This is a genomic window from Streptococcus suis (assembly GCF_002960625.1).
GTDB classification, from domain to species: domain Bacteria; phylum Bacillota; class Bacilli; order Lactobacillales; family Streptococcaceae; genus Streptococcus; species Streptococcus suis_T.
In genome coordinates, this window is the sequence record NZ_POJH01000011.1 from 84,696 (window position 1) to 99,210 (window position 14,515).

Sequence of the window (14,515 nt, forward strand, 5' to 3'; positions counted from 1 at the left end):
ATAAGAGCACTTGGAAAAGAAGTCACTAGTGGCACAGTAGCAAGTAACCATTTTTTGTAAAAAGAAAACGCCTTCTCAATGTAGCTGGAAGAATGGATTTTACCAACATTGAGAGGGCTTGGATACGCTTGTAGAAGCCAGTGACTTTTCAGCAGGAGAAGGGCAACGCTTGGAGCTCATGCGGGCCTTGCTCAAAAACGCAGACTGCTATATCTTTGATGAGCCAACTAGTAACCTAGATTCACTCAATGAAGCCCGCTTTATCCAGCTGGTTAAGGAACATTGTCAGGGCATGGTCTTCTTGATTTCCCATAGAAGCTCGACTATGGCTTGTGCGGATACCATTTTCCGTTTGGAAGCCGGACAATTAGTAAAGGAAAAATAAATGAAGAAATTACAAGTAAAAGATCTGATGGTCACAGGGGCTTTTGCTGCCCTCTACTTTGTTTGTGTTGGTCTAGGAACCTTATTGAGCCTGGTTTTTGATCGGTCAGGAAATATGATGTATGCACCAGCTGGAGCAGCTCTCTTAGCTGGTCCAGTCTATATGCTCTTGATTGCCAAGGTTGGGAAGCCGGGTTCTATTAGTCTAGTCGGTGCGGTCATGGCTTGTTTCTTTTTCCTATCAGGCTATATGACAGCTGCCTTTCTGCCTAGCCTGATCTTTGGCTTACTGGCTGAACTGATCGCAAAAACTGGTCATTATAAACAAAAATGGGTCAATCTGCTTAGTTATATTGTATTCTCCTTTGGAAATTTAGGTCCTATTATTCTCATGTGGTTCATGAGAGATGCCTATGAAGCTAGTCTATTGGCCCGTGGTAAATCAGCAGAGTATGTGGCCCGAGTGATGTTGGACTTTACTCCAGGGAATGTCATCTGGTTGTCAACCACTATTATTCTAACTGCTCTTGTAAGTGGTCTTTTTGGACAATACATGGTCAAGCGCTATTTCAAACAATCAGGTTTTCTATCATGAAATTAGATGCCCGTACCAAAATCATTCTAGTCATCTTTGCTAGTATTACCTATGGTTTGCGACTGACTATTCTTGAAAATGCAGTGCTAGTCTTGGGATTTAGCCTGCTTTTCTGGTTTTCTCAGAAGAAAAAAATGGCTGTCATTGGGATCTTGTTCTATACTGGTTTTTGGCTCCTGTCCTATATTTCCTTCTTGCCAGCTTGGCTGGCACATGTCTTGGTCGTTCTGACTTATACATGGCCACCACTTTTAGCAGGGCATTTTTTACTGATGACCACCAGCAGCTATGAACTTGTCCATGGTCTGCGCAAATGGCGCTTACCAGAAGCCTTTCTCTTGACCTTGGGGGTTATGTTTCGCTTTCTGCCAGCCATCAAAGAGGATGCTAGAACCATTCGCGCTTCATTACAGGTGAGGGGGATTTTCCTGGGGAAGAGGGACGTGATTTGTAGACCGCTTCAGTACCTGGAATGTTTCTTGGTTCCCCTTATGATGTCGCTCTTACGAACAGCTCAGGAGTTAACAGTGGCTAGCTTAACAAAGGGCTTGGCCTTGTCTGGTAAAACCACAGAATACCTGCAGTCGTCTTGGAGCCTGCTAGATTGGAGTCTTTGTTTATGTTGTGTCAGTTTTCTTCTTCTGGTCCAGCTGTGACGGTAAAAGGGTTGGAATTGCACTATCCCGGATCTGACAAACCAGCCCTTGCTATTTCAGATTTAACCATCCCAACCGGCCAATGTGTTGTCCTTTGTGGTCAGAGCGGTTCGGGAAAATCCAGTTTTCTCAAAGTTTTGAATGGCCTGGTTCCAGAATATTATCCAGCCAAACTCTCAGGTCAGGCCTATCTAGGTGACAAGGAGTTGAGAGGGAGGAGTTTAGAAGATTTGTCCCATCATGTTGCTTCTGTTTTTCAGCAACCTTCTACTCAATTCTTTCAAAATCAAGTCTTGCAGGAACTGGTATTTCCCTGTGAAAACCAAGGCTTATCTAAGGAAGAAATAGCTCAGCGTTTGGTTTGGGTCAATAACTTGTTTGACTTAGAGCCCCTGTATGAACGAAAGATTTCCAGCCTATCTGGTGGACAGCAACAGGTTCTGGCTTTGGCTGTGGCAGCCATGCAGGGAACAGATCTTCTAGTTCTGGATGAGCCGACAGCTAATTTGGATCAGCAAGGTGTGGTAAGAGTTCAAGAAGTCTTGCAGCTCTTGAAAAAACAGGGAAAGACCATTATTATTGCTGAACACCGCCTGTCCTATCTTAGTCACTTAGCTGACCGGTATTTGTATTTTCAGGATGGGCACTTGGTGACGGACTATCTGGCTGCGGACTTTCTCAGCCGAACAGAGGAGTGCCGTCAGGATATGGGCTTGCGGTGCTACGATGCAGCGCCTTATGGGCGGGCAATAGCAGAGCGGGCCAGTCAGTTTACAGATGATGAGCAAGGCTTGCTTGTTGAGAACCTATCGGTCAGCCAGTCAGGAAGCCTTCTTTACCAGGTTGAAAAGCTCTGTTTGGCACCGGGTCAGGTTATTGGTCTTGTGGGACCAAATGGGTCTGGAAAAACTAGTCTGGCCAATTATCTGGTTGGACTGTTAGAAGATAAACAGGCTAGCATTGCTTGGTATGGGAAAAAACTCACAGCACGTCAACGCCTGGAAAAAACTGCCCTTGTCATGCAGGATGTCCGTTTGCAACTCTTTGCAGAAACAGTCCGCAGGGAATTGACGCTGGGGCAAAAAGACAAGCAGCTTGATGAGGAGCTAATCAGCCGTTTTCGCTTGGAAGACTTGCTGGACAGGCATCCAGTCAGTTTGTCAGGTGGTGAGCAGCAACGTGTGATGATGGTAGCTAGCTTATTGGCGGACAAGGATATTTTTATCTTTGATGAGCCGACTAGCGGATTGGATTTGCGGCAGATGAAAGCAGTCGCCAGGGCCCTGCTTGATTTAAAAGAGAAAAACAAGTTGGTTCTGTTGATTTCTCATGATGAAGAACTCTTAGACTTGGTTTGTGATAAAATAATAGATATTAAACAATTAAGATGAGGATGATGAACAAGCATACAAAAGAATTACTAAGGATTGCCTTGCCTGCCATGGCTGAAAATATTCTCCAAATGTTGATGGGAATGGTAGATTCTTACTTAGTGGCTAGTATCGGCCTTGTAGCCCTGTCAGGAGTATCTCTGGCCAACAATATATTGGCAGTTTATCAGGCAATTTTTATCGCTTTAGCCGCGGCCATCTCAGCTCGTCTAGCTCAGATTTTGGGTCAAGGAAAGTCTGAAAAGATGAGCTATATTGTTAGCGAGGGCTTGAAAATAACAGCTTGTATCAGTCTGCTGCTGGGAGGGCTGGCTGTGCTTGCGGGGCCACATTTGCTGACAAGTTTGGGAGCTGAAGTGGCTGTTGCACAAGCGGGAGGTTCCTATCTGATGTTGGTTGGTGGCGGAATTCTCTTTCTCGGATTGATGATGAGTTTAGGTGCGATCTTACGAACCTTGGGTCAACCCAAATTCCCCATGTATATCAGCCTTCTGTCCAATCTGTTGAATGTTCTTTTTTCAGCTGTTGCTGTTTTCGTGCTCCATGCTGGCGTGGCTGGAGTTGCTCTTGGAACAGTCTTGTCACGGCTGGTAGGTTGTTTTCTGCTGTGGGCAAAGCTTGCCCTTCCTTTAGAGAAATGGAACTGGTCTTGGGACATAGAACTCATCCGACTTGCCTTACCAGCTACTGGTGAGCGCTTGATGATGCGGGCTGGAGATGTGGTTGTTGTCGCTTTGATTACTGGTTTAGGTACAGCGGTTGTGGCAGGTAACGCCATTGGAGAAACGCTCACTCAGTTTAACTATATGCCGGCTATGGGAATTGCAACGGCAACTATTATCTTGACAGCCAAGCATAGGCAGAATCAGTCTGCGGTTGAGGACATCTTGAAAAGGAGTTTTTTCCTCTCTCTCCTATTTATGTTACTGGTAGCTGTTACAACCTATTTATCTGGCCTACTTTTAATCGGTTTGTATTCAAAAGAACCACAGGTTGTTCAGGCCAGCCAGACAGTTTTGCTCTATTCCATGTTAGGAGTTCCCTTTACGGCTGGCACTCTTATTATGACAGCTCTTTGGCAAGGTTTGGGAAATGCTAGATTACCCTTTTATGCCACGACTATCGGTATGTGGCTAGTGCGGATTGGCATAGCTTATTTACTTGTAACATTTTATAAAATCGGCTTGTCAGCGATTTGGATTGCAACGATTTTAGATAATGCCTTCCGAGCAGGGGTGCTATTTTTTCAGTATAGGTATTCAAAACAGGAATCAATTTAAGATAAGGCTAAGAAAACTTTCAGTTTCTTTTAAGTTAGTAGCGATATACTATCATCAAGCTAGAAATAGCGAATTTCTTTTCACCTAAAGGTGTCCCTATCTCTAAGTCGCAAGCGACAAAGAGCTAGGTATCATATAATCTCCAGAGAACAGTCGACTGCGGTCGGCTGTTTTCGTCTATTATTCTTATGAAAAATGGTATAATAGTTGTGATTGTATAAGGAGAAGAATATGTCAGTAGTAGGAAGAGCAAATGGAAAAATCATTTTGATGGGTGAGCATGCGGTTGTCTATGGTCAGCCAGCAATTGCTATGCCTTTTTCTGCTGTTGAAATTACCGCTCAGGTAAGGGCGCAAGGTCAGGCTTTGAGTGTGGCTTGTGACTTTTACGAAGGCTTGGTTCACAAGATGCCAAAAATCTGGGAAAGCCTCAAGCATGCCATTCGCTTTTCCCTCTACCGTATCGGTGCCCCGACAGATCCGGCTATTCACATCGAAATCAGCTCCACCATTCCCGCCGAGCGAGGCATGGGGTCCAGTGCTGCGGTGGCAGTAGCCGTTGCCCGCGCCCTCTTTGCCTACTATGAAAAAGACCTGACCGACGGCGAACTCTGGGACATTGTACAGTCTTCGGAAAAAATTGCTCACGGTAATCCCTCGGGCATTGATGCGGCGACCACCAGCGGCAAGTCCCCCGTCTTTTTTATCAAGCACCAGCCCATCGAGCCCTTGGAGCTAAAACTCCAGGCCTATTTGGTGGTGGCTGATACAGGCGTGACGGGAAATACCCTAGAAGCCATTTCAGATGTGGCGGATTTGTTGGAGAAAGAGCCAGAGGCTATCAAGCTAGTCGAAGACCTGGGTACCTTGACCCGACAGGCTAAGGAGGATTTAGCCACAGACCAGGCAGAGCTTCTAGGCAGCAGAATGAACCAAGCCCATGCCCTCCTGCAAAAATTAGGCGTGTCTGATCCTAGCCTGGATAAGCTCGTCAGCCTTGCCCAAGAAAATGGAGCCCTCGGAGCCAAATTAACCGGTGGTGGAAGAGGCGGTTGCATGATTGCTCTGGCAAGAACAGCCCAGGATGCCCAAAATCTTGCACACATCCTTAACCAAGCTGGCGCCCGCCAAACCTGGATACAGTACTTAGGAGAAACCAATGACTAAACAAACAGGCATAGCTCGTGCCCATACCAATATTGCCTTGATTAAATACTGGGGAAAACGCGATAAGGAATTGTTCCTACCCATGAATTCTAGTCTATCCCTGACCCTTGACGCATTTTATACGGATACCAAGGTCGTTTTTGACCCGGAATTAACTGCGGATGAGTTCTATCTCAACGGAATCTTACAAAAAGAAAAAGAAATGTTAAAAATTTCTCGATTTTTGGATTTATTTTGCGAATATATAGGTGAAAGGGCATTTGCCCGAGTGGAAAGTCTAAATTTTGTTCCGACTGCGGCTGGTTTGGCCAGCTCAGCATCAGCCTTCGCAGCACTTGCACTTGCAACCGCAACTGCCTTGGATTTAGATTTGTCACCAGCCACCCTATCAACCCTTGCTCGCAGGGGTTCTGGCTCTAGCACCCGTAGCCTATTCGGCGGCTTTGTCGAGTGGGATATGGGAACTGGTTCGGAAGATTCGATGGCTCATCCCATTGACGATGCGGATTGGGATATCGGTATGGTCGTCTTGGCGGTCAATACCGGACCGAAAAAGATTGCCAGTCGAGAAGGAATGGACCATACCGTTGCAACCTCACCATTTTACCCAGCCTGGGTAGATACAGCCAAACAAGACTTGGTGGACATCAAGGCAGCTATTGCTAGCCGTGATTTTGAAAAACTTGGTCAGATTACGGAACACAACGGCATGAAAATGCATGCAACGACGCTTTCTGCCAATCCGCCATTTACCTACTGGTCAGCGGATAGTCTAGTGGCCCAAGAGGCAGTCCGTCAGGTTCGTGAGGAAAGTGGCTTATCAGCCTACATGACTATGGATGCAGGACCGAATGTCAAGGTCCTCTGCCGAGCAAGTCAAATGGATGAGCTAGTAGCTGAATTGGCCAAAGTCTTCCCAAGAGAGAAAATCATTACCAGCAAGCCTGGTCCTGCTGCCTACGTCCTCAGTGAAGATGATTGGCAGGCCTCACAAGTAGCGTTTGAAAAGGGCTTGTAGCATGAAAGTACAAGTAAAGATACCTGGAAAACTCTTTCTAGCAGGGGAATACGCAGTTGTCGAGGCAGGCTATCCCGCAGTGATTGCGGCCCTTGACCAATACCTGACTGTCACCATTGAACCAAGTGACCGCGGCCTTCTTCACTCCAGCCAACAAGCAGACCTCTATCTGACCTGGGAGCGTCAGGAAGGTGCTCTTCATGTCCAAGGTGACCATCCCTATGCTCTGATTGAAACAGCCATGCAGGTGACCGAGGAATATTTGACTGCCAAGGGCTATACTTGTCAAGCAGCTTACAGCCTATCTGTCCAGTCTGACCTGGATGACCAGACTTCAGGTGCCAAGTATGGCTTGGGCTCGTCAGGGGCAGTGACGGTTGCGACGGTCAAGGCTCTCCTGACCTACTACGGTCACCGACCAGATGCTCTGCTGACCTACAAGCTGGCAGCCTTGGCCCAGACCAAGCTAGGCATGACGGGTTCCTTCGGTGACTTGGCGGCTTCCAGTTTTGGTGGCTTGATTGCCTATCATTCCCTGGACCGTTCTTGGCTTTTAGGGAAAATGGCAGAGCTGTCCCTGCTTGAACTGGTGGAAAGTGATTGGCAAGGTTTGTCCATCAGCCCCATCCAGCTACCTGAAGGCTTAGACCTCTTAGTTGGTTGGACAGGGTCGGCGGCTTCGACAGATCGATTGGTTTCCCAGATGGAAAGCCAAAAAAGTCAGGCAGAAAAAGAGCACATTCATAGCCAGTTTCTAGCCGACTCCAAGACCTGTGTAGAGCAGTTGATAGCGGCCTGTCAAACAGGCAATCGAACAGTTGCTAGACAGGCCATTTCTCAAAACCGCAAGCTCTTACAGGATTTTGCGAGAGGAATGGGTTTGGTCATTGAAACCCCTCAACTGAGTCAACTCTGTGACCTGGCCCAGACTTATGGAGCGGTGGCCAAATCATCTGGTGCAGGCGGTGGTGACTGCGGCATTTGCTTGGTAGACAGTAAGGAACAAAAAGTAACGATTGAGAAGGCTTGGCAACAAGCCGGCATTCTTCCACTCCAACTAAAGATCACAAGTAGAGAATAAGGAGAACCCTATGTTTTATCTAGGAGAATTTGGTTTAGATCGCAAGGATCAACATGTTGGCTTGGCCAACCAGCAATATAGTGCAACGCCGGCCAAGGACTTTACGGAGACCTTGTTTGTCCATCATTCCCTGCCTCAGACCAAGGTGGATGAAGTGGATATTTCGACCAGTGTAGCTGGTTTGGACTTTGCCTTTCCTTTCTTCATCAATGCCATGACCGGTGGAAGCAAGAAGACGCGGGAAATCAATCGTCTCTTGGGAATTATGGGGCATTTTGGGAAGATTGCTCTGGCTTCGGGTTCGGTTAGTGCGGCGATCAAGGATCCGTCTGTTGCGGAAACCTTCTCCGTTATGCGTCGGGAAAATCCTTATGGCATTATTTTTGCCAATCTAGGTGCCCACCACAGTGTTGAGAACGCCAAGCGAGCGGTGGATTTGTTGGAGGCCAATGCCATCCAGATCCATGTCAATGCACCCCAGGAGATTGTCATGCCTGAGGGGGACCGTGATTTTACGATGTGGTTGAAGAATATTGAAACTCTGGTGCGGGAGCTGGAAGTACCGGTCATCGTCAAGGAAGTTGGTTTTGGCATGAGCCGAGAAACGGTTGCCCAGCTGGCTTCTGTCGGTGTCAAGACCATTGATGTGTCTGGGACTGGGGGGACGGATTTCGCCAAGATTGAAAATGCCCGTCGGACCTTCAATGATTATACCTATCTAGAAGGTTGGGGGCAGTCAACGGTGACATCCTTGGTGGAAGCTATGTCTGTCCCTGAAGAAGTTCGCCCAAGTCTGATTGCATCTGGTGGTATTAAGACGCCACTAGATATTGTCAAATCATTGGCCCTCGGTGCAGACCTTGTTGGTATGTCCAATCATTTCCTCCAGTATGTCAAGGATGGAAAAGGGCATCGTTTTGACGACGGCTTGCAGGCTATTAAGACCTTCCAATGGCAGATGGCTGAAATCATGACCATGCTGGGTGCTAAGAATATTGCGGAACTCCGTCAGAAAGATTTGGTCTTGGCTCCAAATGTACAAAATTGGTGCGAAGCGCGTGGGATTGACTGGAAAGCCTATGCTCGTCGGACGCAATCTGTTAAGTAAATGCATACAATTAGGGTAGAATCTAGATGATTTCTACCTATTTCTGTATATTTATGATAAAATATACGAAAATTTAGAAGAGGTGTTCAGATGAAAGCTATTGTTACAGTTGTCGGTAAGGACAAGTCAGGGATTGTTGCGGGTGTTGCGACTAAGATTGCGGAGTTGGGGCTTAATATTGATGATATTTCCCAGACTGTTTTAGATGAGTATTTTACCATGATGGCGGTGGTGTCATCAGATGAGAAGCAAGATTTCACGCAACTTCGTGCGGAATTGGATGCCTTTGGTCAAAGTTTGAACGTGAAAATCAACATTCAAAGTGCGGCGATTTTTGATGCTATGCACAACTTGTAAGGAGAACAATCATGGATATTAGACAGGTTAGAGAAACCATTGAGATGATTGAGGAGCAGCACTTCGATATTCGGACCATTACCATGGGGATTTCCCTCTTGGACTGTATTGATGCGGATATTGAGAAAGCTGCTGAGAAAGTTTATACCAAGATTGTCACCAAGGCCAAAAACTTGGTAGCCGTCGGCGATGAGATTGCGGCAGAACTGGGGATTCCTATTGTTAACAAACGGGTATCGGTGACGCCTATTGCTTTGATTGGTGCGGCGACGGATGCGACGGATTACCTTCCTCTAGCTCATGCCTTGGACAAGGCGGCTCATGAGATCGGAATTGATTTTATCGGAGGTTTTTCAGCTCTCGTTCAAAAGGGCTACCAAAAAGGAGATGAAATCCTCATCAACTCCATACCGCAGGCATTGGCCCAAACCTCTAAGGTCTGCTCGTCGGTCAATATCGGCTCAACCAAGACGGGTATCAATATGACGGCTGTGCGGGACATGGGGCGGATCATCAAGGAGACGGCGGAGGCTTCTGATATGGGGGCTGCCAAGCTGGTGGTCTTTGCCAATGCGGTTGAGGACAATCCTTTCATGGCGGGTGCCTTCCATGGTGTCGGTGAGGCGGATGTGGTCATCAACGTCGGCGTATCTGGGCCTGGTGTGGTCAAGCGTGCCCTTGAAAAAGTGCGTGGTGAGAGCTTTGATGTGGTGGCGGAGACCGTCAAGAAGACCGCCTTCAAGATTACCCGTATCGGTCAGTTGGTCGGCAATATGGCCAGTGAACGCCTGGGGGTCAAGTTCGGTATCGTGGACCTGTCCCTTGCTCCAACGCCAGCTGTTGGCGACTCAGTAGCACGGGTTTTGGAGGAAATGGGCTTAGAAACCGTTGGTACGCACGGAACGACTGCTGCCCTTGCTCTGCTCAATGACGCAGTCAAAAAGGGTGGGGTCATGGCCTGCAACCAAGTAGGTGGCTTGTCAGGTGCCTTTATCCCTGTGTCTGAGGACGAGGGCATGATTGCGGCGGTGCAAAATGGCTCGCTCAACCTTGAAAAATTGGAAGCCATGACGGCCATCTGTTCTGTAGGTTTGGATATGATTGCTATTCCAGAAACAACGCCTGCTGAAACCATTGCAGCCATGATTGCGGATGAAGCGGCTATTGGGGTTATCAATCAGAAAACAACTGCGGTCCGTATTATTCCTCTCGGAAAAGAAGGAGACATGATTGAATTTGGCGGCCTTCTGGGAACGGCTCCTGTCATGAAGGTCAATCAGGCTTCGTCTGTGGACTTTATCAACCGTGGCGGACAGATTCCAGCACCGATTCATAGCTTTAAGAACTAAAAAACGTAGACCGATTGCCACAAGCAGTCGGTTTTTTGTTATACTATATAGTAAGAAATGACAAGGAGAATACTATGGCAGACGTAAGATTATATATTTCTCGTCACGGGAAAACCATGTTTAATACCATCGGGCGCGTGCAGGGCTGGTGTGATACACCGCTGACCAAGGTCGGTGAGGAAGGAATTCGTGAACTGGGCTTGGGGCTAAAGGATGCGGGTCTTGATTTTAAGCTGGCTGTTTCTAGTGACTTGGGACGAACTGTTCAAACTATGACCATCGCCCAGCGTGAGTTAGGAATTTTAGGGAAAATCCCTTATTACCAAGACAAGCGTATCCGTGAATGGTGTTTCGGTAGTTTTGAAGGCATGTACGATGCCGAGCTTTTCCAAGGTGTCCTGCCTCGTTTGAAAGGGACAGTTGATGCGACGGGTATGTCCTTTGCGGAAATCGCAGCAGGTATCCAAGAGGCAGACACCGCTGGCTGGGCGGAATCGTGGGAGGTTTTGAGCAATCGTATCTTAACAGGTTTTGAATCCATCGCCCAAGACTTGGAAAAACAAGGCGGAGGCAATGCCCTTGTGGTCAGCCACGGTATGACTATTGCAACCCTGGCTCATCTGTTGGAGCCAGAGCGTGGTGCCAATGTCTTTCTCGATAACGGCTCGATAACCGTCCTCAAATACGAAAATGGCAAGCTCTTGATTGAAGCGGTTGGGGATATGTCCTACCGCAAACGTGGGGCAGAATTGATTGCCCAAGGGAAATAAAGAAATGAAATCAGGTATGTCATACGTTTTTTCGGATGTGTGACATACCTGTTTTTTATATATGAAATCTAAGTTACATCATTTTAACTCTTTCCTGCTGAAGATAAAGTAACTCAGATAGAGATATAGTATAGTAGCCATAAAGCTAACACCCATGGATAGCCTTGAAATATTTTCCCCTTGTTGGAGGGAAAGAAATAGAAAATAATCTGTTGGTAATTTTATATGGAGTAGGTTACTAGTAATGAGGTTGGTGACATTGTCAAAAAGAAGGCTAATTAAACTAAAGGCAAGATAGGCTTGATTGACCTTATTAGACTTGACAAATATCAGGATGGACAAAAGAGAGATACAGATAAATAAAGGTGTTTGAGCAATGAAACTTTGTACTATCACTGCAATATCAACACGATCACTTAGAATGAAGCCAACACTGCTACTCAATAAATAGGCTAGAAGGATATAAGCGAGATCTAGCACAAGGGTTGTTAAGACTTTATAGAAAAACACCCTTTTTCTTGTTTGTTGCTTGATAATAATATGATTGATGGTACGGTAAGTAAAATCTTCTCCAAAGAATAGGTTGGCTGGAACGATAAAAAATAGTGTGATAAATTGAGAAAGCAATTGAATCAGAGAGCTAGTGAAGTCTTCGTTGCCATGTAACAAAAAAGCGGATAAAAAGGACAGTAAAGCCAATATTCCCAATGAAATCGTTAATCTCTGTTCTTTTTGAATCTTAAATAAATCAGCTTTAAAGTAATGTATCATGCTCTTCTCCTTCTTGAATCAATGTCAGGTAATAATCTTCAAATGACATTTGTTGTTTAACAATTTCTTTGACCTCAATCTCATGGTTTATCAAGAGATGAATGAGGCTCATAACATTCGTATCTGATGACAGACTGATATAATCCTTATCTATTTTGTAAGCGATGCCCTGCTCTTCAAGGATAGTAAAGGTCTTAGGATGGTTGTTTGTTTGTAGATAGAGTTGTTCCTCTAAAGTTTGTTCAAGCTCTTGCTTTGAGAATTCTTTGACGATAAGGCCCTTATGCATAATAATGTATCGATCAACCACCATCTCAAGCTCTGATAGGATATGACTGGAGATAAGGATGGTCATCCCATATTGATTTCGAAGATTTAAAATAATACTTCTCATCTCTTTGATTCCAACAGGGTCAAGACCATTAATCGGTTCGTCTAGGATTAAAAAATCAGGGTCATCTAGGATAGCTAAGGCAATGGCTAAACGTTGACGCATTCCCAGTGAAAAATCTTTAGATTTTTTCTTAGGATCAATATCCTCTAAACCGACAATTGCTAATGTCTCTAAGATTTTTTCATCCGCTTGCTTGAGATTTAATTGCAGAGCCATGTAACGAAGATTATCGATCGCAGATAAATTGGGTTGTAGAGCAGGGGATTCAATTAAAGCTCCAATACGACAATCTTTTGAACTATTAATGGTACCTGAAGTTTGGGAAATGAGGCCCGATAACATTCTGAGAAGCGTTGTTTTCCCAGCACCATTTTCACCGACTAAGCCACAGATTTCTCCTTTATTAATAGTCAAGGAAACCTGCTGAACGGCCTTTTGTTTCCCATATTGCTTTGATAATTCTTGGGTAGATAAGAGAGATGACATAACTACCTGCCTTTCTATAAAAAAAATGATAAATCTATGATATACTAGATTCAAAAGTTAGCAAATTTCGTTACATAAATGTAACTCGTGGAGAATATAATGGGAACTTACGGAAAAATTTTTAAACTCATTCGTGAATCAAAAAATATGTCTCTAAAAGAAGTGGCAGGGGATTTCGTGACACCTGCTCAGTTATCACGCTTTGAAAATGGAAAGAGTAATCTTTCTGTAGATACATTTTTTAATTGTTTGAGACGGATGAATGTGGTAGAGGGCGAATTTTCTACCCTCTACCAGTCCTACTTTCAGATAGATAATTTGTTTTCATCAGAGCGATTTGTCCGTGCAGTTTATAGTCACAATACTCAGTATATGGATGATAGAATTTTGTACCATCAAGCAGAGTATGATAGGGATGGACGTCCGTTTGATAGGGTGATGGTTGCAGCCTTTCATATTTTTAAGCAACAATGGTGCGATCCTGATTATGATGTTTCTGAGGATGAAAAAGCTATTCTATCGGACTATTTAATGTCCATAGATGATTGGGGGAAATTTGAACTCTGGATTTTCGGAAATTGTAGCAGAGGTCTTCCTAGCAAAATGTTGGAAGTTCTGGGAATGGAAGTTCTCAATCGAACAAAGTTTTATATGGATATCACAGAAAACAGAGATAATGTCTATAAGGTACTCATCAATATTTCGAGCAGTTTGTTAGATAGGGGAGAGGAGATTGCTGCGATTCGCTTTCTCAAAATTCTTGACTCTGTCAATATCATGGAAAAGAATATGCGGGATCGCTTGCTGCTTAAGCTCCTAAAAGCACGCTTGTCCTACATGAATGGAAATGATGGTGGCCTAGAAATAATGAAGGAATGCCTGCATATTGCCAAATTTTTAGATTGCTATGATTTAATCCACCAGATCAATAAGGAAATTGAGAAAGTTACAGATATGTAATGAATTTTAAGTGGCTCGTCATTTCCTGTAAGATAATACTTGTAAGTTTGACAACTTTATAAAACAATGTTTAGAACCTGTATTCACAAGAAAAGTGCTTTTAGAGAAGAGATGGTTTTTTGCTAATCAAGGCAGTTTTTTGAGGGAATACTGACTGTATTTTGAAAAAACGAACGGTGAGTAGCTGAAAAACTAGCCTTAGCTAGAAGTGCTGAACTGTGAATACAGGTTCTTAATTATCTTGGAGGAAATAATGATGAAGAAATTACTTGTTTTAGGTGCTCTTGCAATGCTAGGTTTTGTAACTTTTGGGCTTCTAACAACTAATAGCAGTTCAGCAAGTGCTGAAACGGAGGGCAAGGTAGTTCTGTTTGGAAAAGTCGATCTTTCAGACGATGAAGAACAGGACACGGATGAGGAAAGGGAAGAAGTAGCGACGGAGAGCGATGATGCTAGCTGGCTTGAAAACTTTATCACGACACATAAAACACCATTTTCTAAAACAATCAAGAAATGAAATCAGGGACTTTTCTCTGATTTTTTTCTTGATTTATATATCGAGATGCGATACACTTTATGTATCGAAGTTCGATGTATCGTAGTGCGAAAGGAGTTTTATGAACGATAAGTTAAAAGGTTCTGTTGCAAAGTTTTAAATCTACTATCAAATAAGGTAGAATAATAGAAAAAGATAGCAGGAGGAATGACGATGAATCATTTTAAAGGAAAGCAATTTCAGCAGGATGTA

15 protein-coding genes and 1 pseudogene are annotated in these 14,515 nt (G+C 44.7%); 14 read left to right on the forward strand and 2 right to left on the reverse strand.

Annotation, left to right across the window (positions count from 1 at the left end):
- Nucleotides 1-112: 112 nt before the first annotated feature.
- From C1G49_RS01150 to C1G49_RS01205, 12 genes and pseudogenes are all read left to right on the forward strand, one after another.
- Nucleotides 113-385, forward strand: a pseudogene (locus C1G49_RS01150) (ATP-binding cassette domain-containing protein); the annotation flags it as partial.
- Nucleotides 386-979 (forward strand): MptD family putative ECF transporter S component, encoded by a 594-nt coding sequence (locus C1G49_RS01155; protein ID WP_105124295.1) that lies wholly within the window; start codon nucleotides 386-388, stop codon nucleotides 977-979.
- The gene (locus C1G49_RS01160) at nucleotides 976-1,635 is read left to right on the forward strand and encodes an energy-coupling factor transporter transmembrane component T (RefSeq protein ID WP_105124296.1); all 660 of its coding nucleotides are present in this window, start codon (nucleotides 976-978) and stop codon (nucleotides 1,633-1,635) included. Before C1G49_RS01155 ends, C1G49_RS01160 begins: the two co-directional genes overlap by 4 nt.
- The gene (locus tag C1G49_RS01165) at nucleotides 1,599-3,026 is read left to right on the forward strand and encodes an ABC transporter ATP-binding protein (protein ID WP_105124297.1); all 1,428 of its coding nucleotides are present in this window, start codon (nucleotides 1,599-1,601) and stop codon (nucleotides 3,024-3,026) included. The genes C1G49_RS01160 and C1G49_RS01165 overlap by 37 nt, the downstream gene beginning before the upstream one ends.
- Before the next feature lie 5 nt (nucleotides 3,027-3,031).
- Nucleotides 3,032-4,306 carry an MATE family efflux transporter gene (locus C1G49_RS01170; RefSeq protein WP_105124298.1) on the forward strand — a complete coding sequence of 425 codons (1,275 nt, stop codon included), beginning with the start codon at nucleotides 3,032-3,034 and terminating at the stop codon, nucleotides 4,304-4,306.
- A 231-nt stretch (nucleotides 4,307-4,537) separates the two neighbouring features.
- Nucleotides 4,538-5,473, forward strand: a complete 936-nt coding sequence (gene mvk, locus C1G49_RS01175) for a mevalonate kinase (RefSeq protein WP_105124299.1) — start codon at nucleotides 4,538-4,540, stop codon at nucleotides 5,471-5,473.
- Nucleotides 5,466-6,491, forward strand: coding sequence for a diphosphomevalonate decarboxylase (mvaD, locus tag C1G49_RS01180; protein ID WP_105124300.1), 1,026 nt, complete (start codon nucleotides 5,466-5,468; stop codon nucleotides 6,489-6,491). Before mvk ends, mvaD begins: the two co-directional genes overlap by 8 nt.
- Nucleotide 6,492: 1 nt before the next feature.
- The gene (locus C1G49_RS01185; RefSeq protein WP_105124301.1) at nucleotides 6,493-7,572 is read left to right on the forward strand and encodes a phosphomevalonate kinase; all 1,080 of its coding nucleotides are present in this window, start codon (nucleotides 6,493-6,495) and stop codon (nucleotides 7,570-7,572) included.
- Between the two features lie 10 nt (nucleotides 7,573-7,582).
- Nucleotides 7,583-8,680 carry a type 2 isopentenyl-diphosphate Delta-isomerase gene (gene fni, locus C1G49_RS01190; protein WP_105124302.1) on the forward strand — a complete coding sequence of 366 codons (1,098 nt, stop codon included), beginning with the start codon at nucleotides 7,583-7,585 and terminating at the stop codon, nucleotides 8,678-8,680.
- 90 nt (nucleotides 8,681-8,770) lie between these two features.
- Complete coding sequence (locus C1G49_RS01195; RefSeq protein ID WP_029175615.1) at nucleotides 8,771-9,037, forward strand: ACT domain-containing protein; 267 nt, start codon at nucleotides 8,771-8,773, stop codon at nucleotides 9,035-9,037.
- Nucleotides 9,038-9,048: 11 nt separating this feature from the next.
- Nucleotides 9,049-10,386: a PFL family protein gene (locus tag C1G49_RS01200; RefSeq protein WP_044669365.1), complete on the forward strand. Its 1,338-nt coding sequence runs from the start codon at nucleotides 9,049-9,051 to the stop codon at nucleotides 10,384-10,386.
- Between the two features lie 74 nt (nucleotides 10,387-10,460).
- The gene (locus tag C1G49_RS01205; RefSeq protein WP_105114398.1) at nucleotides 10,461-11,156 is read left to right on the forward strand and encodes a histidine phosphatase family protein; all 696 of its coding nucleotides are present in this window, start codon (nucleotides 10,461-10,463) and stop codon (nucleotides 11,154-11,156) included.
- Between the two features lie 78 nt (nucleotides 11,157-11,234).
- Here the strand turns inward: C1G49_RS01205 and C1G49_RS01210 are convergent, their stop codons facing one another.
- Both C1G49_RS01210 and C1G49_RS01215 read right to left on the reverse strand, forming a co-directional pair.
- The gene (locus C1G49_RS01210) at nucleotides 11,235-11,927 is read right to left on the reverse strand and encodes an ABC transporter permease (protein ID WP_105124303.1); all 693 of its coding nucleotides are present in this window, start codon (nucleotides 11,925-11,927) and stop codon (nucleotides 11,235-11,237) included.
- Nucleotides 11,911-12,807: an ATP-binding cassette domain-containing protein gene (locus tag C1G49_RS01215; RefSeq protein ID WP_105114400.1), complete on the reverse strand. Its 897-nt coding sequence runs from the start codon at nucleotides 12,805-12,807 to the stop codon at nucleotides 11,911-11,913. The genes C1G49_RS01210 and C1G49_RS01215 overlap by 17 nt, the downstream gene beginning before the upstream one ends.
- 99 nt (nucleotides 12,808-12,906) lie before the next feature.
- On the opposite strand from C1G49_RS01215, the gene C1G49_RS01220 reads away from it, so the two are divergent.
- Both C1G49_RS01220 and C1G49_RS01225 read left to right on the forward strand, forming a co-directional pair.
- Nucleotides 12,907-13,767: an Rgg/GadR/MutR family transcriptional regulator gene (locus C1G49_RS01220; protein WP_029187634.1), complete on the forward strand. Its 861-nt coding sequence runs from the start codon at nucleotides 12,907-12,909 to the stop codon at nucleotides 13,765-13,767.
- A gap of 253 nt (nucleotides 13,768-14,020) precedes the next feature.
- Complete coding sequence (locus tag C1G49_RS01225; protein WP_029187635.1) at nucleotides 14,021-14,284, forward strand: hypothetical protein; 264 nt, start codon at nucleotides 14,021-14,023, stop codon at nucleotides 14,282-14,284.
- Nucleotides 14,285-14,515: the final 231 nt, after the last annotated feature.

Excerpts from the sequence above, each read along its gene's own strand:
- C1G49_RS01155 (WP_105124295.1), top strand. The coding sequence starts at position 386 with ATGAAGAAATTACAAGTAAAAGATCTGATGGTCACAGGGGCTTTTGCT.
- C1G49_RS01160 (WP_105124296.1), top strand. The coding sequence starts at position 976 with ATGAAATTAGATGCCCGTACCAAAATCATTCTAGTCATCTTTGCTAGT.
- C1G49_RS01165 (WP_105124297.1), top strand. The coding sequence starts at position 1,599 with ATGTTGTGTCAGTTTTCTTCTTCTGGTCCAGCTGTGACGGTAAAAGGG.
- C1G49_RS01170 (WP_105124298.1), top strand. The coding sequence starts at position 3,032 with ATGAACAAGCATACAAAAGAATTACTAAGGATTGCCTTGCCTGCCATG.
- mvk (WP_105124299.1), top strand. The coding sequence starts at position 4,538 with ATGTCAGTAGTAGGAAGAGCAAATGGAAAAATCATTTTGATGGGTGAG.
- mvaD (WP_105124300.1), top strand. The coding sequence starts at position 5,466 with ATGACTAAACAAACAGGCATAGCTCGTGCCCATACCAATATTGCCTTG.
- C1G49_RS01185 (WP_105124301.1), top strand. The coding sequence starts at position 6,493 with ATGAAAGTACAAGTAAAGATACCTGGAAAACTCTTTCTAGCAGGGGAA.
- fni (WP_105124302.1), top strand. The coding sequence starts at position 7,583 with ATGTTTTATCTAGGAGAATTTGGTTTAGATCGCAAGGATCAACATGTT.
- C1G49_RS01195 (WP_029175615.1), top strand. The coding sequence starts at position 8,771 with ATGAAAGCTATTGTTACAGTTGTCGGTAAGGACAAGTCAGGGATTGTT.
- C1G49_RS01200 (WP_044669365.1), top strand. The coding sequence starts at position 9,049 with ATGGATATTAGACAGGTTAGAGAAACCATTGAGATGATTGAGGAGCAG.
- C1G49_RS01205 (WP_105114398.1), top strand. The coding sequence starts at position 10,461 with ATGGCAGACGTAAGATTATATATTTCTCGTCACGGGAAAACCATGTTT.
- C1G49_RS01210 (WP_105124303.1), bottom strand. The coding sequence starts at position 11,927 with ATGATACATTACTTTAAAGCTGATTTATTTAAGATTCAAAAAGAACAG.
- C1G49_RS01215 (WP_105114400.1), bottom strand. The coding sequence starts at position 12,807 with ATGTCATCTCTCTTATCTACCCAAGAATTATCAAAGCAATATGGGAAA.
- C1G49_RS01220 (WP_029187634.1), top strand. The coding sequence starts at position 12,907 with ATGGGAACTTACGGAAAAATTTTTAAACTCATTCGTGAATCAAAAAAT.
- C1G49_RS01225 (WP_029187635.1), top strand. The coding sequence starts at position 14,021 with ATGATGAAGAAATTACTTGTTTTAGGTGCTCTTGCAATGCTAGGTTTT.